The sequence below is a fragment of the Kribbella sp. NPDC048915 genome, assembly GCF_040649595.1.
GTDB lineage: Bacteria > Actinomycetota > Actinomycetes > Propionibacteriales > Kribbellaceae > Kribbella.
Map to the genome: position 1 here is coordinate 1 of NZ_JBEZFT010000100.1, position 24,265 is coordinate 24,265.

Here is a 24,265-nt window from a genome sequence, read left to right on the forward strand (position 1 = left end):
GCGGGGTGTGTCAACCCGCCCGCCCGCGAGCCACTGACCAGCACAAACAGAAGCCCGGACCCGAAATCGCCGTCAAGTGGCACGAGTCAGGTCAGATGACAGGTAGCACGGGTAATCCACCCGATGACTCGACGCGAGCCGATGCGGACGAGCGGCCACAGATGGTAGCGGTCGCAACAGGTCTGGTACATCCGACCAAGCTTGGCTGGATGTTCGAGCGCCCCTTCACCTTCAACCTAAACGGCACCCTCGATTGCGAGGTAGTAGTCCGACAAGGTCAGTTCAATGTGTTCATTCGGGGCGACAAGCCGGACGATCTGAGAACATCGCTGAATCAAGTCGAGGAAATCATTCAGGGATGTCTTGATTCTCTGGGGTTTTGGATGGCAACGCCCCTGCGGGCCGAAACACTCTCAATGGTTATAGATGGAAATCAGCTCATCCTAAAAGAAGGACGCTGGCCAGATCTGTTACCTGAAACCCAAGAGCCAGAATATAGAGTGTCCTCTGAACAGCTCGGCCCGTTCGTTGACGCGGCCATCTGCGAGCCCCTAGTCCGATTCGCACTGGCCGACGTACGCACCGCGATTGAATTTCCTGGTGAAACCGTATGGCTCTGTTATCGAGCAATCGAGAGCATTAGGCAGTGGTTCTTGCCCGAGGGAACATCGGATGTCGCGGCCGCTCGACGGCAATCATGGACGGATCTCAAAGAGACGCTTGATATCAAGGAAGAGGAGATACGAGAGCTGGAAAAGCTCGCGATCGCACGACGGCACGGGGCTAACACCTACGCCTCGGAGGAGGTACGTCTCAACGCTCTTCGGCTGGCTCGGCGCGTTATTGAGCGCTTCATAGCGCACCGTGCAACCGAGCTACTCAAGGATCAGTGAGTACCCCGAGTCGGTGGGGGTCGTGTCCCAGATGTCCCACTGTCCCAGAGTGCTCCTGACCTGCACGAACACCTGGGACAGCGCCCGTTGTCCGATGTCCCAGGTGTCCCACCGGGGAGTCGGCTGCTGCCAACTCAGCCCGGCTCCGACAGCCCCTATGTTCCAGCAGAAGAGCGGCTGAAACATGATGGTCATGGCGACCGCGAGAGGGTCTCAAAGTGGGTCTCATCCGCGATCGTCCAACACTGTCCGCGACAGTCCGCCGGGCAGGAACTCCACGCCTGAACGAGGGCACGCGACCACCACCGAATTTCAGATGACGGTCTTGGAAAGCGTGTTGGGGGCAACCCCTCACGAGTTCGAATCTCGTATCCTCCGCCACTCTCCAGAGTGAAGAAGCCGCAGGTCATCAGAGACGGTTTCGGGTCCTGGAGGACGGACAACAGCCGGGGCGGCCCCAGATCTGGGGCCGCCCCGGAGTCGTTCTGTCCAGTTCTGTCGCCCGGGGACGTGGGCCGCGGCGTCTGCTCGTTCGGTGTTCTGTCGATCTTGGGTCATAGCTGCGAGCCTGGTAGTCCAGAGGGACCTCCGAGCGCCGGGGAGGGGCGATGTCCGAGGAGACGATGGAGCGCGTGGTTCAGCAGGCTCTGACTCGCGACGGGATCAGTGATCGGGTGATCGCCGCGGGCCAGTTCAATCCCCGCGGCCAGACCGGCTCGCTGTTCGCCGGCGGTTTGGTGGGCGACAGCTTGGGCGAAATCGGCGGTTCGGTCGGTGAGGCCGTCGGTGATGTCGCGGGCGGGATCGGCGGCATGCGCGCGAACGCGGCCGCTCATGGAATGCCCGAGTTCATGCTGGTCGGAGTGACCGCCGACGGGGTGTACGGCTTCGAGGGCCGATCGCGCAGCAAGGAACCCGGCGCGATGGTCTTCAAGGTCTTGCGGGCAGGCCTGGAAGTGAAGGTCCACCAGCGAGTGAACGTCAGAGTGCTCGAATTGATCCATCCCGAGACCAACTCGCGGATCGAACTCGAGGGCAGCAGGCTGCCGCTCACCCATTCCAACGACGTGATCGAGGTACTTGCTCGCGGCGACACCGAGTAGACCGAGAGGGGCCGTGCGAGCCTCTGAACGGTCACCCCTTGACCTCAATATTGCTTGAGGTATCAGGGTGGCATGCATGGAGATTGACGCGCAGGGGCGAGACGTTGAGGTCGCAGCGATCATGGCGGTCGTCAAGACGGTCGAGCATGCGACGAACAACGAGTCGCCGGACGAGTTTCTGAGTGTGTTCCGGGACGACGCGATGTGGACGACCGGCGGGGGCCGCCGGTTCTTCGGGGTGGAGGCGATCGGGGCGTTCACCCGGCAGGTGCTGCCCGGTGGGATGGCCGGGATGACGCTCGAGTTCGAACTGGAACACATCGTGTTCATCCGGGAGGACGTCGCCGCGATCAAGCTGCGGCAGATCTATCGAGGCGCCGACGGCGTGGACGTCGGTACGCCGTTGTGGGTGCTGGCCAAGGAGGACGGGCGATGGCTGCTGACTGCCGCCCAGAACATGGGCGCACCCGACGACGAAGTGGACGCAGAGGCGGGAAACAGGCCGGTCTTCGGCACGAGTTGATGCGACACGGTGCGTGGTAATCCGGTTGCTTGGCGCGCGCACCTCGGGCTGACTAGGGGCATGGATCACGTGGTGGCCAGTAATCGGGTGGCTTGGGAACGGGCCTCTCAAAAGCACATCAGGGAGTACGACGAGCTCCTGGCGTCAGCACGAGATGCGGACACACAGCTCTTCCCACGGGAGCGAGAACTCCTTGCGCCGCTGCTGGCGGATAGGCCGGTTGTAGCGCACTTCCAGAGTGGCCACGGCCTTGACGACATCGCACTGGTGAAAGCTGGTGCCGCCCATGTCGTGGGTGTCGACTACAGCACGGTGGCTGTCGATGCGGCGCAGCGGCGGGCTGACGAGTTGGGTGTCGACTGCCGGTACATCGTCTCCGAGGTGCCCGGCGTACCGCTCGACGACGCGTCGGCGGACCTCGTGTACACCGGCAAGGGCGCGCTGATCTGGATGCGCGACATCGACGCCTGGGCGCGGGACGTGGCGCGGGTAGTACGGCCAGGTGGACACCTCTTTGTGTACGAGGCGCACCCGGCCGTACCGCTGTGGACGTGGGACGAGGACGAGCCGCGGATCCGGCCGGACCGGAGCTACTTCGCGCAGTCCCACATGAACGACACGTACCCGGCCAACGGCGCTCAGGAGTGGCAGTGGACGCTCGGTCAGATCGTCACTGCGATCAGCCAGGCCGGCCTGCAGTTGCAGGTGCTCGAGGAGTACGCCGAACCCTTCTGGCGGCCGCAGGACGACACGAACGCAGCAGCGTGGTCCGGCAGGCTCCCCAACTCCTACGCACTGCTGGCCCAGAAGCCCCTGTAGGTACAGAAGCCTCTATAGATAAGGCAGGAGCTCGGCCTCCTCCCGGTCGAGGTGGGCGTTGAGCTGAGCGATCAGCTCGTCGACCTGCGCCAGTACGTCCGGAGCACCGACCAGTCGCTTGAGTGCTTCCAGCAGTACGGCGATCTGGTCGTGCTGCGCCTGCAGTACGGCGACCACGTCCGCGAGTTCGGGATGCTGCTCGACCAGTGCGGGGAACAGCATCGTCGACTCGCCGGTGTGGTGGAAGTGCAGTCCCTGGCACACGGTCAGGCAGTTGATGCGGAGCTGGGCGCCCAGCGTGCCCGACGTGGCGACCTCGTGCCGGATCAACGCCAACTCGCGCCGGAAGGCCGTGTGGATGGTCCTCAGCGCCTCAGCGAAGGAACCGCCGGCATGGGGTGGCGGACCGGGCTGCTGGACGAGCGCCACGACCGGAATCGTCCGCGTCGTGCGTTGCTGGTACTCACCCCAGCCACGGTCGGCTTCGACCAGTCGGTCGAACACCTCGTCCCGCTCGGCGCCCCGCAGTACGACGGCTGTGGCCTGGTAGTCGAAGAGGCCCAGGTCGATGTGTACTTCGGGGTTCGCGACGAGGTTGTGATACCAGTCCGGGTGCTTCGGGCTGCCGCCCGCGGAGCCGACGACGAGGATGCGGTCGCCGTCCGGGTAGTACCCGAGCAGGACGGTACGCGGCGCGCCGGTCCGCGCGCCAGTGGTTGTCAGTAGCAACAACCGGGAGTTCTCGAAGGGGCCGCCGACCTTTCCGCGGTTGGCCCGGAACTCCTTGATCAGCTGTTCGGTGAAATCGTTCAGGATTCGCTTCTCTCTGTGATGTCAGGACAAATGGCATTTCGACAACACAGAGCAGCGGGCGGGGCCCGCGCGGCGCTCAGAACGCAGCCGGGGACCCGTCTCGTGAACGGCGCAAGGCCGACCCGGCAGTCACGTCGGCGATGCTACCCGGACGGACGGCCACGTCCAACAGACATCAGCCGGCCCGCACCGCGTCGTACACGTCCCGGACGAAATAGGCGTCGGCCAGCGCGTCGTGGATCGCGTACGACCGCTGATCGACACCGATCAGTGCCGTCATCTCCCCCACGTCGGCGGTCGGCGGCAGGTTCGTCCGGCCGAGCAACTGGCTGCCGTCGAGAGGTCCAGTTCGTCGATCCGGACGAACCGGTTGTACGGCGTCTCGCGGCCGTCGTCCTCGCGACGGATCACGGCCAGCTGCCAGATCCGGCGGCCGCCGGGGAGCCAGGGTTCGCGGACGCTGGTGGTTTCCAGATCGACGAAGAGAGTCGGCATCAAGACAGTCTGGTATCTACCGGCCGTCGTGTGCCAGGTGCGGTGCGTGAGGTAATTCGACGTGGATTCGGCGGCGGCGAGAAATTCTCACGAAATGCTGTAACGAGGCTCGGACTGCTCCGATTAAAGGGGTGAGCGACCCGGGAGGGGGGACTTGCCGGGAAGCTCCGGTGTTTCTTCGGGACCACCGCATGTGGGGGGCCTCGCAGGTGCTCACCCGGGGCGGGGTGAGCACCTGCTCGAGGATCTCGGGCAGGTCAGCCCTTGATGCCCACGTTCGCCATTCCTTCGACGAACCGCTTCTGCGCGAACACGAACAGCACGATCATCGGCAGCGTCGCGAGCGCCGTACCGGCCATCAGGTACGGCCACTGGATCTCCGCCGGGTTCTGGGAGAAGATCGCCAGCCCGAGCTGCAGCGGCCGCAGCTCGTCCGACGTGGTGATCATCAGCGGCCAGAGGAACCCGTTCCAGGCCGCCTCGATCTGGAACACCGCGATCGTGATCAGCGCCGGCTTGATCAGCGGCGTCATGATCCGCCAGAAGATGCCGAACTCGCCGAGCCCGTCGACCCGCGCGGCCTGCGCGAGCTGGTCCGGCAGCGTGACGTAGAACTGCCGCGCCAGGAATGTGAACAGCGGCGCCGCGCCGAGCGGGATGATCAGGCCCCACCACGAGTTCAGCCAGCCGATGCCGCCCTGGCCGATGATGTTGTTGCCACCGAACAGCGGGATCGACTTCACGATCAGAAACAGCGGCACCAGGATGATCTGGAACGGCACCAGCAGCAGCACGATGAAGTAGTTCAACAGCGCCTTGCCGCCGCGCAACGGCAGCTTCGCCAGCGCGTATCCGGCCGTCGTACAGACCGCCAGCGTGAACGCGGTTTCACCGACCGCGATGAACAGGCTGTTGCGGAAGTACCGCAGGAACGGCGCCGTCTGCATCGCCTCGACGAAGTTCCGCCACCGCAGCTCCGACGGCAGCCAGCTGAACTTCGCGATCTCCAGGTTGCTCTTGAACGCGGTCAGCAGCATCCACAGGAACGGCGTGATCATCAGGATCGCGCCGACCGTGAGGACGACGTACAGCAGGATCCGGCCGGGCCGGAGCGCGGACGGCCGGCTCGCGGCCGGCGCCGGCAGGGTTGCGCTAGTCATTGACATCCGCCTTCTGGAGCAGGCGCCCGACGCCGATGAACAGCGCGATCACGATCATCATGATCACGGTCTCGGCGGACGCGTAGCCGAGTTTCAGGTCCTGGAACGCGTTCTGGTAGATGTCCATCACCAGCACGCGGGTCTCCGAGCCGGGGCCGCCCTGCGTCATCACGTACACCAGGTCGAACACCTGGAAGGTACCGACGATCGACGTGATCAGGACGAAGAACTGAACCGGCCCGATGGCCGGCCAGGTCACGTTGACGAACCGCTGCCAGCGACCCGCACCGTCGAGCTGGGCCGACTCGACGAGGTCTCGCGAGACGCCCTGCAACGCGGCCAGATAGATGATGATCTTGGTCCCGAGGCCCTGCCAGATACCGACCACCATCAGCGACGGCAGCGCGGTGGCCGGGTCTGCCAGCCAGCGGTTCGGGGCGAACCCGAACAAGCTCAGGAAGCCGTTCGCGAGACCCGAGCCCGGGTTGTAGATCCACAGCCAGATGGTGGCGACCGCGACGGTCGCGGTGACGGTCGGGATGTAGTACGCCGTCCGGAAGAAGCCGAGGCCCTTGATCTTCTGGTTCAGGCCGATCGCGACCGCAAGCGAGATCGCCATCGAGATCGGGATCACCACGATTGCGTACAGCACCGTGTGCCACAGCGACGCCAGGAAGTCGACGTCGCGGAACAGGTCGGCGTAGTTGCCGAGACCGACCCAGGACCAGGTGTCACCGAAGCTGTAGTCGTTCAGGCTGAGCACCAGCACCGCGATCACCGGGATCACGATGAAGACGCCGGAGTGCAGCAGCGCGGGCGCGATCAGGGCCCAGCCGGCGCGGGCCTGACCGCGGATCAGCGCGCGGCTGTCCTTGGCCGGGGCAACCTTGCGCGGTGCGGTGACCGCGGGACGTTCCAGTGTTGTGCTCATCGTGACTGCCCTGCCAGGTTGTGCAGCACCTTCGCGGGATCCTTCTGACCGAGGACCGCCTGGGTGAGCTGGATGTCGAAGTTGCCACGCATTTCGAGCCAGTTGCCCGGTACTTCGTTCTCGTTGACCGCGTACTTCAGCCCGTCGGCGACGAACTGGCTCAGCGGGTTCGACTTCGCCTGCGGCGAGTTGCTCGCGTCCTGGTACGCCGGGATCTTCTTGTTCAGCTTGGCCAGCGCGTCCAGCGACGACTTCGTGGTCAGCGTCTGAATGAAGGTCCAGGCGGCGTCCTTGTGCCGCGCGCGCGATCCGATCGACGCCAGGTCACCGCCGACGTACTCGATCTCCTGGCCGCTGTCGAAGCGGAAGAACTCCAGGTCGTCGCAGTTCTTCTGACCGATGCCCTCGTCGGAGCAGTCGACACCACCGTTGACGATGCCCATCGCGGCCTCGCCGGTCAGCACCAGCGGCTGCTGCGCGGCGTTCGTCTGCCCGTACGGCTGCACGTTGTTGATCATCGACTTGATCCAGAGCAGCGTGTCGAGGCCCTTCTGGTTGTCGAAGTTCGGCTCGCCGTCGACGTACAGCGGCGTACCGGTCGAGGCCAGGAACGTGACGAAGGACTGCCGGAAGCCGGACGCCGACGCCAGGTCGAAGCCGCTGCGGGTGATGTTGCCGTCCTTGTCCCGCTTGGTCAGCTTCTCGGCGGCCACCTTGAGCTCGTCCAGCGACTTCGGCGGTTTGCTCGGGTCCAGCCCCGCCTCGACGAACGCGCTCTTGCGCAGCGCGACCGCGCGGGCGTCGGCGAGCAGCGGGTACGCGTACAGGTTCCCGTCGTACGACGCCGCCGGGATCAGCGCCTCGATGCTCTTGTCCTTGATCACCTCGGGCGTCACGCCGTACTTGCCGAGGTCCTCGAAGATCCGCTTCGACGCGAACGGCTGCACCCAGCCGACACCGGTCACCATCACGTCGTACGGGATACCGGCCGCGATCGACGTGGACATCTTTTCGTTCAGGTTCTTGTACGTCGCGAAGTCCGGCTCGACCTTCATCTTCGGATAGGTCTTGTGGAACTCGTCGACCACCTTCTGGAACTCCGCCTTGCCCTTCGCACTGGGCGGGTAGGACGGCAGCAGCACCCGCAGCGTCCCGGTCGCCTCGGCCGGTGGTACGCCGTCCGTACTCTTGTCGATCACCCCGCTGCCACAACCACTGACCACCACGCTGAGCGCAGTGGCCAGCAGGGTCAGTCCCACACCACGTCTCACAGGGGAACTCCTTCGCTGACAGGTTCAGCCGGGGCCCACGACCCCTAAGTGCAGCGAAAGTATGGGAAAGGGCTTTCCTCGTCAATACCTCAGCGCTCGAACGATCACAATCGATCACCAACGGAAACCGACCGATCATCCGCCCCTCCTCTGAGGGCTGTCGAACCCGCAGCGCAGGCTCCTTCGGCCCACTTTGTGCACGAGATCCGTACGGCGAGGCCGTTTTCTTGCGGATGTGGTGCACAAAGTGGGCTCGGCGAGGCTCGCGAGCTCGTCCTCGGCGTCACGCCGATCCGTGGGGTCCGCGAGCTCGGACGCGAGCCCGCGCAACCGCTCGAGCTCGGCGGACAGCGCCTGATCACGAAGCCGCGGAGCGCCCTCGAGCACGCGCCGGCCGCATCAAAGCCGTCGTACTGCATGTCCGCCTCCCGCTGGCCCGCCGAACACGCCCGCAGGCGGGTCGGACCATCGGCGGCGACTGGTTCGAGTCCACTTTGTGCATGGAATCCGTACGCCGCGGCCGTTTTCTTACGGATGTGGTGCACAAGGTGGGCTTGTGGTTGGCGTCGCGGATGGGCGATGGTCAGCGTTGGGTTTCGGGGCCTTGGCGTTGGGCTGCTGGAGTGGTGCCGGTGGGGCGGCGGGCGCCCTGGCGGTCCGGGCTCAGGCGTGCAGCCGATGACAGCGGCGGTCCTGAGAACCCTGCCCGGGCCGCTGCTGCGATGTCCGGTGGCAACTCCGGAGTCCCTTGGCCCGCCGGACCAGCCCGCCCCGACGAAGCCTGAGCCGCCGGCGATCCCGCAGTCGCCCGCGCCGCGTCACCACGCTGGGATTGTGCATCGCCGCGCTGAGGCTGGGCGGCCTGGCCTGGCTGGGGCTGCTGGCCTGGCTGGGGCTGCTGGCCTGGCTGCAGCTGCGGCCCACCACGCTGCGGCTGGGGCTGGGGGGCAACCTGGGCTTCGGCGGTTCGGGGTTGGGTGGTGCGGGTTTGTTCGGCGCCCTGGTCTCGTTGGACTTGTTGGCTGGGGGACGGCATTTGCCACTGTTTGCGCAGGTGGCTCATGGCCTTCGAGCCCTCGATGGCAGCCTGCCGGCCGACGGCGTAGCGGGTTTCGGCGCTGGCTGATTTCGGAAGGTTGTCGATCCGGCCGTATTCGGTGCGCATTGCCTCAGCGATCTGAGCGACCGCCTGGTCGCGTTGGTCTTCCGGGATCATCCCAGCCAGGCGGCTGTTGTCGTACATCGCCGCCGCGGCAACCATGAACTTCTGGTCGGCCGGCACGACGGCGAGCCGCCCGATGACCTCCTCGCGGGACATTCCCGACTTCTGTCCGACCGTGTCGGCCAGGCCCTCCACCGCGGGCGTGTACTCCGGGTAGACCATCCCGGACCGGACGTCCTTGATGCCCGGCGCGACCTGGTCGATGCCCAGGTCGTCGATGTAGTCGTTCAGCGCTTGATGCGAGTAGATCTCAGTGACGCCCTCTTCGAGCGCGCGTACCCCTGGTTGCCGACTGAACGCATGCTCTGCCTGCGCATGCTCGCGGCCTTCGGACGTGAGCATGTGGGTGTTCTCGTGCAGGACGACCCGCACCGCGTCCCGGTATCGGCGCAGGTCGGTGCGGTCCTGGTTGTGCACGCGGTTGTTGCGGAACATGTCCTGCAGCGGCTGGTCCACATGGCGCGGGTTGTAGGAGATCGTGTGATTCCAGTTCGCCGTACCGCCGGTCCTGCTCGATTCCGCGATCGGCGCCCCGAACCTCCCATTCCAGGACGAGTGGTGCGCGCCCGAGACGCGCACGGCCGCATTGGCCTGCTCACGCATCAGCTCGCGGAAGTTGGTGACCTTCATCGCGTATGGAGACGCAGAGCGTCAGCCAGCATGCGGAGCGTGTGTTCCATGGCGCCGATCGCGCTGTGTTCCTCCTCGGTGCCACTCTCGATGGCCATCAGCGCCTGGATGCCGGCCTCCGCGCGAGCCAGGCGTTCGGCGTCGGTCCCGTCCTGGCGAGAGGCTTCGGCGTAGACCTCCCGGGCCTGCATGATGATCGCCGAGGGAGGTTCCTCGGGGTCCCGCGCGGCGCTGGATTCCAGGCCGGTCAGTTCCAGCAGGGCGTCTTCGCGGTCGTCTTCGTCGCCGATCTGGGCGGCCAGGGTGTGGAGGCGGGCGAAGTCGGCGGCCAAGTCACGCCGGCCGCTGAGGAAGGCCTCGTAGACCTTGCGGTACTCGACCTCGAACTCGGCGTACTCCATACGTCCTCCAGACTCCCGGGGCGGAGTACCGAATCTACCTGTCGGCCGCGCCACACGAGGTGCGGATGTTGAGGGTGGGGAGGAGGCTGAGGTGCTGGGTGGGGAGGCTCGGAGTCTGGAGTTTGCGGAGGAGGAGGTCGCAGGCGGTTTCGCCGAGCGCGCGCCGGGGCGGGCAGACGGCGGTGAGCGGGACGACGGCGAGGGCGGCGGTGACGTCGTTGTAGGCGATCACGGCGAGGTCCTCGGGGACGCGCAGGCCGAGCTCCATCGCGCGCTCGACCAGGCGGGCGCCGTGCTCGTCGGAATGCACCAGGACGGCGCGGCTGCCGAACGACTCGCACTCGGCGAGGAACGCGTCCAGCTGAGTGACCGCGCCGGGGTCGTCGCCGCGCATCGGCAGGTCGACCGGGGAGAGGAACACCTCGACGCCGAGCGCCTTCGCGGCCGACTCGATGCCGCGGCGCAGCCAGTACGCCGTGACCGTGGCCTGCAGGTTGATCGCGATCCGGCGATGCCCGAGCGCGACGAAGTGCCGCAGCGCGAGCATCGCGCCGTACGCGTGGTCGGTGCGGACGTGGTCGAACTCGCGGGCCACGTCGGGGAACCCGAACGAACGCTCCAACAGCACGGTCGGTACGTCGATGTCGTCGAGCCGGCGATCCAGCCGGTCGACGTCGCCGTCGCCGAGCGCGGTGCTGAGCAGCAGGCCCGCGACGCCGATGCCGAGCACCTTGTCGAGGCGTTCGCGCTCGGTGGTCGCGTCGTACCCGGAGACGCCCAGCACCAGGCGCGCGCCGTACTTGTCGGCCATCGCCTCGGCGCCGCGGATCACGTCGGAGTAGTACGCCGTCGCGCTCGGTACGACGATGCCGATCGTCAACCGGCTGCCGTGCGTGCCCTGATCGGCGGTCGCGGTACCGATCGCGCCGCCGTGCACGCGGCGTAGCAGTCCCAAGGAATCCAGTTCGGCCAGATCCCGGCGTACTGTGATCGCGGACACGCCGAGCTCCGCGACCAGATCCGCGACGCGGAGCCGGCCGTGCCTGCGCAGGCTCCGCAGGATCAGCTCGTGGCGCTCCTGTGCAAGCATGCAGTCCCCTGGTCTGTCCGTGATTGTTCGTGATCATACGATCAGGACCCGCCCGTACGGAACGAGGAGGCGATCGGTGCAGAACCCCGGCCGGACGAACACCGTGCTGTCCAAGCTCGCGGTCGTCGGCGACCTGCTGATGCTGCAACTGGTGTTCGTGGTGATCAGCCTGGGCATCCTGACGGTCTTCCCGGCCGCGTTCGCGCTGCAGCGGCTGGTGCCGGACGCGATCAGCCAGGAGAAGCCGAAGCTGCTGCGGCGGTTCTTCGGCGAGTTCGGGCGGGCCATGAAGCGGTACTGGCTGCCCGGGTTCGGGCTGTGGACCGGCGGGGTGCTGCTGGCGTTCGGCCTGTCGTTCTGGGCGTACGCCGAGGGACCGGTGCGGATCTTCGCGCTCGCGGTGCTCATTCCACTGACCGGAATGATCTTGGGGATCTACCTGAGCGGCCTGGCGATTCTGCCTGCGGCGCCGCAGGACGCCACCTTCAAGGAGCTGTTCCGGTCCGCCAACCTGTTCCTGCTGCGCCGGCCGCTCCCGGTGGCCGGCGGGGTCGTCGTACTGCTCACCTGGTTCGCACTGGCGTCACAGGTCCCCACGCTGCTGCTCGTGGGGTCCGGACTGGTCCCGGCACTCACCGCGTACGCGCTGTCGCGGCCACGTCGCGAAAGAACCTCGGAAGACGTGTCAATCTGAGCACTCCGGGTTCGACGTAGAGGTGTAAGGCCACTACGACGGACTGCAAGGAGAACCGGAATGTACGCGACGACCGACACCCTGGCGACTACGCCGGCCGCGCAGGGCGGCCGCTCGCGCTGGCTGGCGCTCTACACCCTCTGTGCGGGCATGTTGATGATCGTGCTCGACGTGACCGTGGTGAACGTGGCGCTGCCGGCCATCCAGGACGACCTGGGCTTCACGAGCTCCTCGCTCGCGTGGGTCGTGAACGCCTACCTGATCGCCTTCGGCGGCCTCCTGCTGCTGGCCGGGCGCCTCGGCGACCTTCTCGGCCGCAGGAACGTCTTCACCGCCGGACTGATCGTTTTCACCGCCGCCTCCATGCTGTGCGGTCTGGCCGGGTCGCAGGAGGTGCTTGTGATCGCCCGGTTCGTCCAGGGCGTCGGCGGGGCGCTGACCTCCGCGGTGATCCTGGGCATGATCGTGACGCTGTTCCCCGAGCCGCGTGAGCAGGCGAAGGCGATCGGCATGTACGCGTTCGTCGCGTCCGCCGGCGGATCGATCGGCCTGCTCACCGGCGGCCTCCTGACGCAGGCGATCAATTGGCACTGGATCTTCTTCATCAACCTTCCGATCGGCGTGCTGACTGTCGCACTGGCCGTCAAGCTGATCGAGAAGGACAAGGGACTGGGCATCGGCAAGGGCACCGACGTACCGGGCGCCGTGCTGATCACCGCGGCGCTGATGGTCGGCGTGTTCACGATCGTGAAGCCGGCCGCTGAGCTCGGCTGGACCGCTCCGCAAACGCTGGTCCTGACCGCGGCGACGCTGGTGCTGCTGGCCGGGTTCATCGCCCGTGAAGCGACCGCCGCCAACCCGCTGGTGCCCCTGCGGATCTTCCGCTCCCGCACGCTGACCGGCGCGAACCTGATCCAGGCGCTGTCCAGCTCCGGGATGTTCGGCATCTTCTTCCTCGGCTCGCTGTACCTGCAGCGTGTGCTCGGGTACGACGCTCTGGAGATCGGACTGGCGTTCCTGCCGACCACGCTGGTCATGGGGCTGCTGTCGGTGAAGTACTCCGAGAAGCTGGTGATGCGCTTCGGACCGCGCCGCCCGCTGATCGCCGGACTGTCGCTGATCGTGGTCGGACTGGCCTTGTTCACCCAGGCGCCGGTCAACGGCAACTATGTCGTCCACATCCTGCCCGTGCTGATGCTGCTCGGTCTGGGTGGCGGCGTCTGCTTCCCGGCGCTGATGGGTCTGTCGATGGCCGACGTGAAGCCCGAGGACGCCGGCCTGGCCTCCGGGCTGATCGGCACCACCGCCGAGGTCGGCGCCGCGCTCGGCCTGGCCGTCCTGGCCACGCTGTCCGCCACCCGCACCGCCGCGGTCGCGGACGCCAAGCCCGCCCTCGACGCCCTGACCGACGGCTACCACTTCTCGTTCGCGGTCGCCGCCGCCATCGTCGCGGCCGCCGTCGCGATCGCGGTCACCGTCATGCGGCCGGCGAAGGCCGAAGCGGTCGCCGCCGAGGACGACGTACTGCTCGAAGCTGCCTGATCCGTCCACCGAACTCCCCGCGGCGCACCCCGGCCGCGGGGAGTTCGCGCTGCTGGGAACGACCTGGCGCGAAGTTGTCCACAGGTGCCGGTGGGACGGGTTTCGGTGTGGGGGGTGGGATGGGGAAGGATATGGAGCCTGGCCGGGGCAGAATGCTCGGCGGTTGGTGGACGTAGAGGGGAACGGACAGTGGTGGTGCAGTCGATCGAGCAGCGGATCGCCGAGGAGCTGGGAGTCGGTGAGAACCAGGTACGGGCAGCGGTGGCGCTGCTCGACGAGGGCTCGACGGTCCCGTTCATCGCGCGGTACCGCAAAGAGGTCACCGGGGCGCTGGACGATGCTCAGCTCCGAACCCTCGAGGAACGCCTGAGGTATCTGCGGGAGCTCGAAGAGCGCCGGCAGACCGTGCTGGAGTCGATCGAGAGCCAGGGCAAGCTCGATGACGCGCTGAAGGCACAGATCCTGGCCGCGGACACCAAGTCCCGGCTCGAGGACATCTACCTGCCGTTCAAGCCGAAGCGCCGGACCAAGGCGATGATCGCCCGGGAGAACGGTCTCGAGCCGCTCGCCGACGGTCTGCTCTCCGACCCGACCGTCGAGCCGCTGGCCGCCGCGGCCGTGTTCGTCAACGCGGAGGTCCCGGATCCGCAGTCGGCGCTCGACGGCGCCCGGGCGATCCTGGTCGAGCGGTTCGCCGAGGACGCCGACCTGATCGGCGAGCTGCGCGAGCGGCTGTGGGAGCAGGGCCGGCTGGCCTCGACCGTGCGCGAGGGCAAGGAGACCGACGGCGCCAAGTTCTCGGACTACTTCGACTTCGACGAGCCGTTCACGAAGATGCCCTCGCACCGAATCCTGGCGCTGTTCCGCGGCGAGAAGGAGGACGTGCTGCAGTTGACCGTCGAGCCGCTGCCGGCGGGTGTCGAGGTCGACGGCCCGACCGAGTACGAGACCGCCATCGCCCGCAAGGCCGGCATCGAGAACCAGGGCCGCCCGGGCGACAAATGGCTGGTGGAGACGGTCCGCTGGGCCTGGCGGACGAAGATCCTGGTGCATCTCGGCATCGACCTGCGGATGCGGTTGCGGCAGATCGCCGAGGAGGAGGCGATCCGGGTGTTCGCGGCCAACCTGCGCGACCTGCTGCTGGCCGCTCCGGCCGGCGCCCGCGCCACGATGGGCCTCGACCCGGGCTTCCGGACCGGCGTGAAGGTGGCTGTCGTGGACGCCACCGGCAAGGTCGTCAACACCGGCGTCATCTACCCGCACGTCCCGCAGAACCAGTGGGACAAGTCGATCGCCACGCTGGCCGCGCTGGCGGCCGCGCACAACGTCGAGCTGATTGCCATCGGCAACGGCACGGCGTCGCGCGAGACCGACAAGCTGGCCGCCGAGCTGATCGCCAAGCACCCGGAGCTGAAGCTCACCAAGGCGGTCGTGTCCGAAGCGGGCGCGTCGGTGTACTCGGCGTCGGCGTTCGCCTCGCAGGAGCTGCCCGACATGGACGTCTCGCTGCGCGGCGCGGTCTCGATCGCGCGCCGCCTGCAGGACCCGCTGGCCGAGCTGGTGAAGATCGATCCGAAGTCGATCGGCGTCGGCCAGTACCAGCACGACCTCCCGGAGAACTCGCTGTCCCGCTCGCTCGACGCGGTCGTCGAGGACTGTGTGAACGCGGTCGGCGTCGACCTGAACACCGCGTCCGCGCCGCTTCTCACCCGGGTCTCCGGGATCACGCCCGGTCTCGCGGACAACATCGTCCAGCACCGCGACGTCAACGGACCGTTCACGTCGCGCACGGCGCTGAAGGAGGTACCGCGACTCGGCCCGAAGGCGTTCGAGCAGGCGGCCGGCTTCCTCCGGATTCCCGACGGCGACGACCCGCTCGACGCGTCCAGCGTGCACCCGGAGGCGTACCCCGTCGTACGGCGGATCCTCGACGCGACCGGTATCGAGCTGAAGTCGCTGATCGGATCACCCGAGCTGAAGCGGCTGAACGCGGCGGACTTCGTCGACGACATGTTCGGTCTGCCGACCGTGAACGACATCCTGGCCGAGCTGGAGAAGCCGGGCCGTGACCCGCGGCCGGCGTTCAAGACCGCGGTGTTCGCCGAGGGTGTGGACAAGATCGCGGACCTCAAGCCGGGGATGCGGCTGGAAGGTCAGGTCACCAACGTGGCCGCATTCGGTGCGTTCATCGACATCGGCGTGCACCAGGACGGGCTCGCGCACGTGTCCGCGCTGTCGAAGAACTTCGTGAAGGACCCGCGCGAGGTGGTCAAGCCGGGCGACATCGTGATGGTGAAGGTGCTCGAGGTCGACATCCCGCGGAACCGGATCTCGCTCACCCTGCGCCTCGACGACGAGGTCGGGTCCGGCGGCCGGCAGGCCGGCGGCCAGGGCGGTCGCGGCGCGCAGAACCGCGGACCCGGCGGCGGTCAAGGCCGTGGCCCGGGCGGCGGTCAAGGTCGCGGCCCAGGCGGCGGCCAGGGGCGTGGTCCGGCCGGTCAGAACAGCCGCAACGGCGGCAACAACAAGGGCCGGCAGGCCGACACTCCCATGGACGAGACCTCGCTCGCCGACGCGTTCCGCAAGGCCGGCTTCACCGTCCGCTGACCTGACGCCCGGGGTGCACGCTCGCGCCCCGGGCAATCATGCCCCGCGCACATCCCGCGTGCTGCAGCCCTAGCGCAGGTCGGCGAGGTGGCCGCCGGGGTCGCCGAGGTGGACGGCCGTTGCCTTCGGCGCATAACCCAGCCGCCGGTACACGCGATCGGCGCCGTCGTCACCAGGCGTCAGCCACGCGAGCGTCGCTCCGCCGAGCTCAAAGGCCTTCAAGGTCGCGTACGCCGTCGCGATGCCACCGAGCCCGCGCCGCCGGTGCGTGTGGATCGTCCCGACCCCGGCGACCTCTGTGACCTGATCCGCCACGGCCGTCCATGCAGCGGTCGCGGCCGGTACGTCGTCGGCGTACACGAGAACCGCACCGCCGTCGACTGGGTCCGGCTTGAACGCGATGTCCATGCCGTCCGATTCGAAGGCGTCCGCCGCTACGGCATTCGCCGCCTTCTGGTCGTCGTCCGAGGCGACCACTCGCACGGTCACATCGTCGGGCAGTTCGGGGACGAGCAGGCCGTCTTGCTCGACCACGAGCAGCGGCAGCCGAGACACCAACGTCATCCCGTTGGCCTCGAGCTCCTCGGCCAGGCCGGGGTTCGCCTCGTCGACGAGTTCGGCGCTCAGCCAGCGGTCCTCCGCGGCGAACGCCTGCCGGATCACGGCGAGCGCCGGCGCGACTTCCTCGGCCAGGAAGGCTTTCCCGGGCTCGGCCGCGACCATCGTCGACAGGTACCACGCGTCCTGATCGTGCAGCATCCCCACCAACGGCCCCGCGACGATCTGCCGCCGCGACCTCGCCAGACCGTCCACCTGTGACCGCGCGATCCGCGCCCCGATACCCATGCCGTGGACCCTACGGCCTCACGATCCACCCCGCGAACCAGTTATGCGACAGAGCGCTGGGGCTGCCGGCGACACTCAACCTCCTGGCGGCACTCAATCTCCTGGCGGCACTCGCCGTCCTCGCCGCGCCGCTGACCTTGACCGTCGTGCCGCGGCATCCGGCGAGCTTTACGCGGGGTTGAGGGCGTCGTACCGCGCGCGGGCCGCGGCGATCTCGGTCTGGTGGGTTTCGGTCCAGGTGACGAGGGACTGGACGGTGGCGTGCAGGGTGACGCCCAGCGGAGTGAGCTCGTAGTCGACGCGCGGCGGCACGACCGGGTGCACCGTCCGGCGGACCAGGCCGTCGCGTTCCAGTTGGCGCAGTGTCACGGTGAGCATCCGCTGACTGATGCCGTCGATCGTCTTCCGCAGTTCGGTGAACCGCATGCACCGGTTGTCCAGCAGCGCGATCACCAGCATCGACCACTTGTCGCCGATCCGGTCCAGGATCTGCCGGACCTCGCAGTCCTCGCGGTGGTCCCACTGGCACGCGTCGTCGGTGCAGTCGGAGTGCCTCGGTACCTCTGAAGTGCCTTCTTCCACAACTGCTCATGGTTCCGGATGATGAGGTCAGTTACAAGAGGTAACTGTGAATCGAAGGAGTCATTCGTGGCGTCAACCGTCGCCCAGGAGCGCCTGACCGGGCGCGCCTGGGCCGTTCTCTTCGTGCTCTGCGGCGCGATCTTCCTAGAGGGCATCGACATCTCGATGATGGGCGTCGCGCTGCCCTCCATCCGGGCCGAGCTCGGCCTGACCACCGGCGAACTGCAGTGGATCGGCAGCGGCTACGCGCTCAGCTACGGCGGGTTCGTCCTGCTCGGCGGCCGCGCCGCGGACCTGCTCGGGCGGCGCCGGATGTTCGTCGGCTGGCTGGCAGTGTTCCTGCTGTTCAGCGGCCTCGGCGGCTTCGCGACCGAGGGCTGGGTGCTGATCCTGGCCCGGTTCGTCACCGGCGTCGCCGCTGCGTTCATGACACCGGCCGGGCTGTCGATCATCACCACCACCTACCCCGAGGGCCCACAGCGCACCAAGGCCCTGCTCGTGTACGCCGGAACGGCGGCCGGCGGCTTCTCACTCGGAATGGTGACGGGCGGACTGCTCACGAGCATCGACTGGCGCTGGGTGTTCTTCGCGCCGGTGATCGTGGCGGCGGCGATCCTGGCCGCGGCGATCGTGCTGATCCCGCGCGACACCCCGAGCGTGGACCGTCGGGAGGGCGTCGACGTCTTCGGCGCGCTGACACTGACCGGTGCGATGTTGCTGCTCGTCGCCACGGTCGTCCGCGCACCCGACGTACCGTCCGTCCAAACGCTGCTCACCGGCGCCGGCGGACTCGTCCTCCTAGCGGCCTTCGTGCTGATCGAGCAGCGCGTAGCCGCACCTCTCGTCCGGCTCGGGCTGCTGCGGAGCGCGCCGCTGGTCCGCGCGAACGTCGGCGCAGTCCTGCTGGTCGGATCGTTCATCGGCTTCCAGTTCGTCGCGGTGCTGTATCTGCAGGAGTACCGGCAGTGGTCCGAGATCAAGACCGGGCTGGCGATGATGATCATGGGTATCGACGCCATCCTCGCGCCGACCCTCACGCCCCGGCTCGTGCAACGCTTCGGCAACGCGCGCGTCATCTTCGGCGGATTCGTGTTCGCCGCGTTCGGGTTCGCGGCCTTCCTGCCGTTGGGCGCGACCTTCGCCGCGATCCTGCCGTCCTTCGTGCTGATCGGGCTCGCCTTCGCGCTGGCGTACGGGCCGCTGACGATCGTGGCGACCGAGCAGGTCGCCGAACACGAGCAGGGGCTGGCGAGCGGCATTCTGACGACGTCGTTCCAGTTCGGGGCCGCGCTCGGGCTGGCTGTCGTCGCGGCGGTACTGACCGCGGTGGGTGACTACTCCGTCGAAGGGTTCCGCAACGGTCTGATGGTGCCGCTGGCAGGCGCCGTACTCGGCGTTGTGGTGAGCGGCGGGCATCGATCGGTGATCAGCCGGATGCACAGGGTTAGTAGGACGTCATAGCTATTAAAGGCTGGACTAGAACGCGCTGCCGATTCGTTATCCATAAATAGCGAGAGGCATTGTCGAAGAGCCCTTTCCGAGGGTGCCGACGGCGGGTCGCAGAGGGCGTTGACCTGCACGTTCGTAGGGATTCCCTACGCTGCGTTAGGCCTCTGTAAAGGTCCCTACGAAACTGTTCCGAAGGTGGCTGCGGATGAGGTGTTCTTTATCTCGACGCCGGACAAAGCCGTCCGGGGTAAGACCGAGACTGTCTGAGGAACCGCGATGACCGAGACGTTGGAAACCCCCGCAACGCACCGTCGGGTGCGGGTTTGGTTCGGCGCTCACACCATCGCGGATCACACCGCCCTGGCGGAGCAGGCAGAGCAGTACGAACAAGCCATGCGCCGGCGGTTCGCCTCCCTCCGGGTGACGAGCGAGCCGGTGCGGGTGGAAGCCGAGCGATGACCACCCGGCCGACGCTGCTCGGGTACGTGCGGGCCGACGCGCTGAGCTGCGCGGAGGAGCTGGCCGCGGCGACCGATTCCCTGATCGCCTTCGCCAGCGCCGAGGGATACACCCTCGGCACCGTCTACACCGAGCGCGATGCGGCCGAGTCCGCGGCGTTCCACGCACTGCTCAACGAGGTGAAGCGGTCCGACGTCCACGCGGTCGTCGTACCGACGATGAACCACCTGGGTTTCGGCGACCGCGCCGGCAGTACGACGGCGTTGCGGCAGCACCTCGAGTTCCACCAGGCCACGGTCTGGGCCGCGGACTCGAGATAACTCCACACAGGCAAGCGGAGCTGACGTCTTGACCCCTGCATCGGCGTCGGTTCCGCTCTCCACCTCCACAGCTGCACTGGGAATGCCCGGGCGGTAGTGGACCATCAAGGCCCCACCGGCTGCTACCGGTGGGGCCTTGGCGATGGTCGAGCCTGCTGCTGAGGACCCGGTCAGGCGACGATCGTGTAGCCGTAGCGCTGCAGCACCGAAGCGACCGCAGCGTCGAAGATCCCGGTCACCTCGAGCTTGAAGTGTTGTTGCACCTTGCGGATCACCCGCTGGAAGTGCAGATGCCACGGCACACCGGCGGGCGGCACCGTCTCCGCCTTCGTGATCGCGCCGACCCGCGGATGCGCCGCCCAGGCGATCACCCGGGCCCGATCCGCACCCCACTCACCGGTCATCGCGTCGTGCGTGCGCGCGTACTCCATCGCCGCCAGCGAGATCGTCGAGTCCGGTACCGGCTCTTTCGGCGGATGCGCCTGCTGGTACAGCTCCCACGTCATCCCGTAGTACCCGGGCGGCCCGTCGTCCTGGCCACGGTTCGCCAGCCCGTTGCGCTTGCGGCGGTACTCCGCGACCTGAACCGCCGCGCCGCGGGACAGGTCCTTGTCGCCGATCGCGATCGCGTGCACGTGGTACGGCCAGTTGCCCTGCGCCGGCGTCCGCAACCAGGCCGCGAATCCGACCTGCCGCATGGCCCGCACCACGGCGAGGCGTTGTGCCGCGCTCTTCGTCCGTACGTCGATGTCGACCGCGCCGCCGCCGTCGTGGGTACCGGCCGAGGCCGCCACACCGCCGGCGTTGTACGAACCCTGCAGGATCGCGAACTTCGACCGGTACAGCCGCTCGGCCGCCTCGACCATCGCCACGGTCCGCCGATTCAGCGTGCAGCCGCGCCAGGAAATCCTTGCCTCAGGCATCTTTCAGCCCGGTGGTACCGAGGATCAGGTCGGCGTCGTCGGCCGCACCGAGCGCCTCCAACACGTCCAGCACGTCCTCGGTCAGCTCGTCGTCGAACCCGTCCGGCATCGTCAGTTCCTCCCCCTGGGCCCCCGCGCACCGACCCCTGGTACGCGAAAATCGCCGACAGCCTAAGCGGCTGCCAGGTCAGCGACCACCGGCCGCAGGTTTGAGGAACGTGAAGTTTTCCGTCCGATACGCGTGCCGGAGTGTGTGCTGCGCCGCGATATGGGGTACCTCTAGGTGGTCCCGCGGTTCGGTCAGTGCCATTCGGGCATGGGTGGTGTTCACCGAGCCGCGAGTTCTCCCACTGAGGGGCGGGAGAACGACCGGCCCGGCGGGTGTGTCCCTCCCAGAACACACCCGCCCGGCTCCGGCCCCACTCCTCCCGACGACCGTCCGCCGACTGTCCGTCGGCCGCTCAGCCGAGACCTCCACTAGATGATCGATGCACGGCCCGAAGGTGTGCACGCTCGACAGTTCGTGTGGTGCGGAGCGGGTGTGTTCGGGTTGATTTACGCTCAGCCGCGACCCCTGGCACGGGACACGTCCTGTCGACCTGACACGCGCCACATGCCCGAACCTCCTCGGCTCCATCACTACGACCACCGAATCCAGACCAGGCCGTGCATCAATCATCTAGCCGGATGTTTCGCTGCTGCCGTCAAACAACTCGCCAGCAATCAAACAGCCCGCCAGTGCAGCCAACCCCAGCCCTCCGCCCGGGGTGCTTGGCGGGCGGAGGGCTGGGGTTGGGGGTTAGGTTGCTGGGGTGATTGAGGTTCCGGAAAGTTTCTTGCGGATGCCCCGGTGGTGGACCGAGGGGGCGGACTGGTTGCGCGAGCTGCCGGCCGCGGTAGATCGGCAGTGCGCCCGCTGGCAGCTGACCGTCGTGGGAGCGGTTGCACACGGATCGAACGCCGTCGTCGTACCGGTCGCACGCGGTGCCGAGGAATTCGTGCTGCGCATGTCACCGCCGGGAGCCGAAGTCGCGGAACAGGCCTGGGCACTGCGCTGGTGGGCCGGACGCGGGATGGTCGAGGTGTACGACGTGGACGTCGACGCCGGTGCGCTGTTGCTGGAGCGGTTGTCGACGCCGTTGGCGGATCGCCCGGTCGACGAGGCAGTCGCAGTACTCGGACGATTGATGCGGCGCCTCGCCGTACCGGGGCCGGATGACGCACCGTCGACCGCGGATCTCGTGAAAGAGCGGGCCGCCGGGATCGAGGCAGAGTGGGTCCGGCTGGGCCGGCCGTTTCCGGCCGGCGTTCTGCAGGCAGCCCTCGGCATCGCGCCGAGGCTGTCGGAGTCCAGCTCCACGCTCGCGGTGAACGGCGACTTCCACTCGGACCAGGTCCTCGCGGGCACGCGTGAGGAGTGGTTGACGGTCGATCCGGTCCTGTACCGCGGCGACATCGAGTTCGACCTCGCCCGCGTCCTGTGGACCCGCCTCGACGAGATGCCGGACATCGTCCGGTACTTCGACATCGCTGTCGGCGAAGCCGCACTGGACCGGGATCGTGCCCGCGACTGGGTGATCTGGCGGACCGTCGACTACTGGCTGTGGGGCCTGTCGGCCGGCCTCACCGAGGATCCGGTCCGCTGCGACCGGTTGTTCACCGCACTGTCGGGATGACGCGGTCGAAGCCTGTGCAGCGGACGGTCAGTGCGCCGGCGCGAAGTCGTGGAAGCCGATCAGCTTCTGGATCTTGTCGTCGGAGCTGAGGACGACGATGTCGGTGCCGCCCGCGACCGGCTCCTGGCCCTCGGCGCCCAGGTGCCAGCTCCAGCGCAGGTACCCGTGGTGCTCGTTGATGTCGCCGATCCGGGCGAACCGGAGTCCCGGGAACATCTGCTGCGTCGCGCCGATCAGCTTGTTCAGCTCGTCGTGACCGGCGGCGTCGAAGCTCGGGTCCTGGAATGTCGCGTCCGCGGTCCAGTGATCCGCGAGCAGCTCCGCCCGCCGGTCGGCGTCGGCGGCGTTCCACAGGGCGAAGTACTGGTCGGCGAGAGCGGTTGCGTTCATGGTGTTTCCTCCTCGGTTCGTGTTGACGACCAGAACCTTGCCGCCCGCCCCGGCGTACGGTCGATGACCTCACAGGTCATGGCTTTGTCGCCGGCGACCGCTACGGTCGGAGCATGGCAGTGACGATCGAGGAGACGTTCCAGCGCCCGGTGGGTGAGCTCCTGCGCGCGTGGCGGGAGCGCCGGCGACTCAGTCAGCTCGAGCTGGCGAACCGGGTCGAGGTGTCCACCCGGCATGTGAGTTTCGTCGAGACCGGTCGCTCGAAACCGAGCCGGGAGATGGTGCTGCGGCTCGCCGACCAGCTCGACGTCCCGCTGCGCGACCGCAACCAGCTGCTGCTGGCCGCCGGGTTCGCGCCGATCTACAGCGAGGCGTCGCTGCACTCGCCGTCGATGCTCGCGATCCGTACGACGCTGCGCCGCCTGCTGACGGCCCACGAACCGTACCCGGCGCTCGTCGTCGACCGCTGGTGGAACATCGTCGAGTCGAACGCCGGCGTCGCGCTGTTCACCGCCGACGTCGACGAGAAGTTGCTCCAGGCACCGATCAACGCGCTCCGGCTGACCCTGCACCCGGACGGGCTGGCGCGGCGGATCCGCAACATCGCCGAGGTCCGCGCGGCCGCGCTGGCCGGCCTGCAGCGCCAGGTCGCCGGCACCGCCGACCCCGAACTCCAGGACCTGTACGACGAGCTGCGCCGGTACGCCGCCGACGACAAGCCGGCACCACCCGCGCCGACCGAGGTCGTCGTACCGTTCGAGCTCACCCACGACGGGCACGAGCTCTCGTTGCTGACGACCATCGCGACCTTCGGTACGCCGCTCGACGTCACGGTGTCCGAGCTGATGATCGAGTCCTTCTACCCCGCCGACGAAGTCACCGCCGACTACCTGAGGTCCCGATGAAGGACGAACCGTCGCACGAGCTCGCCGACACGATCGAGCTGCACCTGGCGTACCTCGACTTCTACCGCGCGACCGTCGAGTCGAAGCTGGCCGGGCTCAGCGAGTCCGACCTGCGAGCGACCCGGCTGCCGTCGGGCTGGTCGCCGCTGGAGTTGCTCAAACACCTTGTGCACATGGAGCGCCGCTGGCTGCGCTGGGGATTCACCGCCGAACAGGTCGAGCACCCGTGGGGCGATTCCGGCGACGGTCCGGACGGTCGGTGGGAGGTCGGCGCGGACGAGACGCTCGAGGGATTGCTGGCCCAGCTGCAGGCTGGCGCGGAGTTCACCCGAAGCGTGGTGACCGGGGCCGACCCGGCGACGATCGCGCCGGCCGGTGGCCGTTTCGGGACCGACGACCGGCCGACGCTGAACTGGATCCTCTTCCACGTACTGCAGGAGTACGCGCGGCACGCGGGCCATCTGGACGTGGCCCGCGAGCTGATCGACGGTGCCACCGGCGAGTAGGACGGACGGGCCCAA

Annotated in this window: 25 protein-coding genes; 13 read left to right on the forward strand and 12 right to left on the reverse strand. The window is 67.6% G+C overall.

The genetic code is table 11. From position 1 onward, the window contains the following. The 4 genes from AB0B82_RS31785 to AB0B82_RS31800 all read left to right on the forward strand — a co-directional run. On the forward strand, positions 1-893 hold an 893-nt coding region (locus AB0B82_RS31785; protein WP_360176981.1), incomplete at its 5' end, for a hypothetical protein. Positions 894-1,501: 608 nt separating this feature from the next. After that, positions 1,502-1,996, forward strand: coding sequence for a hypothetical protein (locus AB0B82_RS31790; protein ID WP_360176984.1), 495 nt, complete (start codon positions 1,502-1,504; stop codon positions 1,994-1,996). 76 nt (positions 1,997-2,072) lie between these two features. Next, entirely contained in the window at positions 2,073-2,519 is a 447-nt protein-coding gene (locus tag AB0B82_RS31795) for an SgcJ/EcaC family oxidoreductase (RefSeq protein WP_360176987.1), read from the forward strand. A 60-nt stretch (positions 2,520-2,579) separates the two neighbouring features. Beyond that, positions 2,580-3,338, forward strand: a complete 759-nt coding sequence (locus tag AB0B82_RS31800) for a class I SAM-dependent methyltransferase (RefSeq protein WP_360176990.1) — start codon at positions 2,580-2,582, stop codon at positions 3,336-3,338. A 12-nt stretch (positions 3,339-3,350) separates the two neighbouring features. Here AB0B82_RS31800 and AB0B82_RS31805 read toward each other — a convergent pair whose 3' ends face one another. The 8 genes from AB0B82_RS31805 to AB0B82_RS31840 all read right to left on the reverse strand — a co-directional run bounded on the left by AB0B82_RS31805 (position 3,351) and on the right by AB0B82_RS31840 (position 11,351). After that, entirely contained in the window at positions 3,351-4,154 is an 804-nt protein-coding gene (locus AB0B82_RS31805; RefSeq protein ID WP_360177053.1) for a nitroreductase/quinone reductase family protein, read from the reverse strand. Positions 4,155-4,427: 273 nt separating this feature from the next. Continuing rightward, on the reverse strand, positions 4,428-4,646 hold the full coding sequence (locus AB0B82_RS31810; protein ID WP_360176993.1) for a hypothetical protein: 219 nt from the start codon (positions 4,644-4,646) through the stop codon (positions 4,428-4,430). A 257-nt stretch (positions 4,647-4,903) separates the two neighbouring features. After that, the gene (locus AB0B82_RS31815; RefSeq protein ID WP_360176996.1) at positions 4,904-5,806 is read right to left on the reverse strand and encodes a carbohydrate ABC transporter permease; all 903 of its coding nucleotides are present in this window, start codon (positions 5,804-5,806) and stop codon (positions 4,904-4,906) included. After that, the gene (locus tag AB0B82_RS31820; RefSeq protein WP_360176999.1) at positions 5,799-6,737 is read right to left on the reverse strand and encodes a sugar ABC transporter permease; all 939 of its coding nucleotides are present in this window, start codon (positions 6,735-6,737) and stop codon (positions 5,799-5,801) included. Before AB0B82_RS31820 ends, AB0B82_RS31815 begins: the two co-directional genes overlap by 8 nt. Then, positions 6,734-8,008 (reverse strand): extracellular solute-binding protein, encoded by a 1,275-nt coding sequence (locus AB0B82_RS31825; RefSeq protein WP_360177002.1) that lies wholly within the window; start codon positions 8,006-8,008, stop codon positions 6,734-6,736. The genes AB0B82_RS31820 and AB0B82_RS31825 overlap by 4 nt, the downstream gene beginning before the upstream one ends. A gap of 583 nt (positions 8,009-8,591) precedes the next feature. After that, on the reverse strand, positions 8,592-9,860 hold the full coding sequence (locus AB0B82_RS31830; protein ID WP_360177005.1) for a hypothetical protein: 1,269 nt from the start codon (positions 9,858-9,860) through the stop codon (positions 8,592-8,594). Next, positions 9,857-10,261 (reverse strand): hypothetical protein, encoded by a 405-nt coding sequence (locus AB0B82_RS31835; RefSeq protein ID WP_360177008.1) that lies wholly within the window; start codon positions 10,259-10,261, stop codon positions 9,857-9,859. The genes AB0B82_RS31830 and AB0B82_RS31835 overlap by 4 nt, the downstream gene beginning before the upstream one ends. A 34-nt stretch (positions 10,262-10,295) precedes the next feature. After that, positions 10,296-11,351, reverse strand: a complete 1,056-nt coding sequence (locus AB0B82_RS31840; RefSeq protein WP_360177011.1) for a substrate-binding domain-containing protein — start codon at positions 11,349-11,351, stop codon at positions 10,296-10,298. 76 nt (positions 11,352-11,427) lie between these two features. Between AB0B82_RS31840 and AB0B82_RS31845 the strand changes: the two genes are divergently transcribed. The 3 genes from AB0B82_RS31845 to AB0B82_RS31855 all read left to right on the forward strand — a co-directional run bounded on the left by AB0B82_RS31845 (position 11,428) and on the right by AB0B82_RS31855 (position 16,194). Continuing rightward, entirely contained in the window at positions 11,428-12,045 is a 618-nt protein-coding gene (locus AB0B82_RS31845) for a DUF624 domain-containing protein (RefSeq protein ID WP_360177014.1), read from the forward strand. Between the two features lie 60 nt (positions 12,046-12,105). Then, positions 12,106-13,587, forward strand: a complete 1,482-nt coding sequence (locus AB0B82_RS31850; RefSeq protein WP_360177017.1) for a DHA2 family efflux MFS transporter permease subunit — start codon at positions 12,106-12,108, stop codon at positions 13,585-13,587. Between the two features lie 189 nt (positions 13,588-13,776). Further along, complete coding sequence (locus tag AB0B82_RS31855) at positions 13,777-16,194, forward strand: Tex family protein (RefSeq protein WP_360177020.1); 2,418 nt, start codon at positions 13,777-13,779, stop codon at positions 16,192-16,194. 69 nt (positions 16,195-16,263) lie between these two features. Here AB0B82_RS31855 and AB0B82_RS31860 read toward each other — a convergent pair whose 3' ends face one another. Next, on the reverse strand, positions 16,264-17,040 hold the full coding sequence (locus AB0B82_RS31860) for a GNAT family N-acetyltransferase (protein ID WP_360177023.1): 777 nt from the start codon (positions 17,038-17,040) through the stop codon (positions 16,264-16,266). Positions 17,041-17,208: 168 nt separating this feature from the next. Then, positions 17,209-17,622, reverse strand: a complete 414-nt coding sequence (locus AB0B82_RS31865) for a helix-turn-helix domain-containing protein (protein ID WP_360177026.1) — start codon at positions 17,620-17,622, stop codon at positions 17,209-17,211. A 66-nt stretch (positions 17,623-17,688) separates the two neighbouring features. On the opposite strand from AB0B82_RS31865, the gene AB0B82_RS31870 reads away from it, so the two are divergent. The 3 genes from AB0B82_RS31870 (at position 17,689) to AB0B82_RS31880 (ending at position 19,850) form a co-directional block, all read left to right on the forward strand. Continuing rightward, positions 17,689-19,083, forward strand: a complete 1,395-nt coding sequence (locus AB0B82_RS31870) for an MFS transporter (RefSeq protein WP_360177029.1) — start codon at positions 17,689-17,691, stop codon at positions 19,081-19,083. Between the two features lie 264 nt (positions 19,084-19,347). Next, positions 19,348-19,530 (forward strand): hypothetical protein, encoded by a 183-nt coding sequence (locus AB0B82_RS31875; RefSeq protein WP_360177032.1) that lies wholly within the window; start codon positions 19,348-19,350, stop codon positions 19,528-19,530. Then, positions 19,527-19,850: a hypothetical protein gene (locus AB0B82_RS31880; RefSeq protein WP_360177035.1), complete on the forward strand. Its 324-nt coding sequence runs from the start codon at positions 19,527-19,529 to the stop codon at positions 19,848-19,850. The genes AB0B82_RS31875 and AB0B82_RS31880 overlap by 4 nt, the downstream gene beginning before the upstream one ends. A 170-nt stretch (positions 19,851-20,020) precedes the next feature. On the opposite strand, the gene AB0B82_RS31885 is transcribed toward AB0B82_RS31880, so the two are convergent. Beyond that, entirely contained in the window at positions 20,021-20,773 is a 753-nt protein-coding gene (locus tag AB0B82_RS31885; protein WP_360177038.1) for a hypothetical protein, read from the reverse strand. Positions 20,774-21,615: 842 nt separating this feature from the next. Between AB0B82_RS31885 and AB0B82_RS31890 the strand changes: the two genes are divergently transcribed. Next, positions 21,616-22,449, forward strand: coding sequence for an aminoglycoside phosphotransferase family protein (locus AB0B82_RS31890; protein WP_360177041.1), 834 nt, complete (start codon positions 21,616-21,618; stop codon positions 22,447-22,449). A 27-nt stretch (positions 22,450-22,476) separates the two neighbouring features. Here the strand turns inward: AB0B82_RS31890 and AB0B82_RS31895 are convergent, their stop codons facing one another. Continuing rightward, positions 22,477-22,839, reverse strand: coding sequence for a nuclear transport factor 2 family protein (locus AB0B82_RS31895; RefSeq protein WP_360177044.1), 363 nt, complete (start codon positions 22,837-22,839; stop codon positions 22,477-22,479). Positions 22,840-22,952: 113 nt separating this feature from the next. On the opposite strand from AB0B82_RS31895, the gene AB0B82_RS31900 reads away from it, so the two are divergent. After that, complete coding sequence (locus tag AB0B82_RS31900) at positions 22,953-23,744, forward strand: helix-turn-helix transcriptional regulator (RefSeq protein ID WP_360177047.1); 792 nt, start codon at positions 22,953-22,955, stop codon at positions 23,742-23,744. Further along, a complete protein-coding gene (locus AB0B82_RS31905; protein WP_360177050.1) occupies positions 23,741-24,250 on the forward strand; it encodes a DinB family protein in 510 nt (169 codons plus the stop codon). Before AB0B82_RS31900 ends, AB0B82_RS31905 begins: the two co-directional genes overlap by 4 nt. The last annotated feature ends 15 nt before the right edge of the window (positions 24,251-24,265 follow it).

What these genes read in the sequence shown, in the direction of transcription:
- AB0B82_RS31790 (WP_360176984.1), top strand. Translation starts at nt 1,502, where the DNA reads ATGTCCGAGGAGACGATGGAGCGCGTGGTTCAGCAGGCTCTGACTCGC.
- AB0B82_RS31795 (WP_360176987.1), top strand. Translation starts at nt 2,073, where the DNA reads ATGGAGATTGACGCGCAGGGGCGAGACGTTGAGGTCGCAGCGATCATG.
- AB0B82_RS31800 (WP_360176990.1), top strand. Translation starts at nt 2,580, where the DNA reads ATGGATCACGTGGTGGCCAGTAATCGGGTGGCTTGGGAACGGGCCTCT.
- AB0B82_RS31810 (WP_360176993.1), bottom strand. Translation starts at nt 4,646, where the DNA reads ATGCCGACTCTCTTCGTCGATCTGGAAACCACCAGCGTCCGCGAACCC.
- AB0B82_RS31815 (WP_360176996.1), bottom strand. Translation starts at nt 5,806, where the DNA reads ATGACTAGCGCAACCCTGCCGGCGCCGGCCGCGAGCCGGCCGTCCGCG.
- AB0B82_RS31820 (WP_360176999.1), bottom strand. Translation starts at nt 6,737, where the DNA reads ATGAGCACAACACTGGAACGTCCCGCGGTCACCGCACCGCGCAAGGTT.
- AB0B82_RS31830 (WP_360177005.1), bottom strand. Translation starts at nt 9,860, where the DNA reads ATGAAGGTCACCAACTTCCGCGAGCTGATGCGTGAGCAGGCCAATGCG.
- AB0B82_RS31835 (WP_360177008.1), bottom strand. Translation starts at nt 10,261, where the DNA reads ATGGAGTACGCCGAGTTCGAGGTCGAGTACCGCAAGGTCTACGAGGCC.
- AB0B82_RS31840 (WP_360177011.1), bottom strand. Translation starts at nt 11,351, where the DNA reads ATGCTTGCACAGGAGCGCCACGAGCTGATCCTGCGGAGCCTGCGCAGG.
- AB0B82_RS31850 (WP_360177017.1), top strand. Translation starts at nt 12,106, where the DNA reads ATGTACGCGACGACCGACACCCTGGCGACTACGCCGGCCGCGCAGGGC.
- AB0B82_RS31860 (WP_360177023.1), bottom strand. Translation starts at nt 17,040, where the DNA reads ATGGGTATCGGGGCGCGGATCGCGCGGTCACAGGTGGACGGTCTGGCG.
- AB0B82_RS31875 (WP_360177032.1), top strand. Translation starts at nt 19,348, where the DNA reads ATGACCGAGACGTTGGAAACCCCCGCAACGCACCGTCGGGTGCGGGTT.
- AB0B82_RS31880 (WP_360177035.1), top strand. Translation starts at nt 19,527, where the DNA reads ATGACCACCCGGCCGACGCTGCTCGGGTACGTGCGGGCCGACGCGCTG.
- AB0B82_RS31885 (WP_360177038.1), bottom strand. Translation starts at nt 20,773, where the DNA reads ATGCCTGAGGCAAGGATTTCCTGGCGCGGCTGCACGCTGAATCGGCGG.
- AB0B82_RS31890 (WP_360177041.1), top strand. Translation starts at nt 21,616, where the DNA reads ATGCCCCGGTGGTGGACCGAGGGGGCGGACTGGTTGCGCGAGCTGCCG.
- AB0B82_RS31895 (WP_360177044.1), bottom strand. Translation starts at nt 22,839, where the DNA reads ATGAACGCAACCGCTCTCGCCGACCAGTACTTCGCCCTGTGGAACGCC.
- AB0B82_RS31900 (WP_360177047.1), top strand. Translation starts at nt 22,953, where the DNA reads ATGGCAGTGACGATCGAGGAGACGTTCCAGCGCCCGGTGGGTGAGCTC.
- AB0B82_RS31905 (WP_360177050.1), top strand. Translation starts at nt 23,741, where the DNA reads ATGAAGGACGAACCGTCGCACGAGCTCGCCGACACGATCGAGCTGCAC.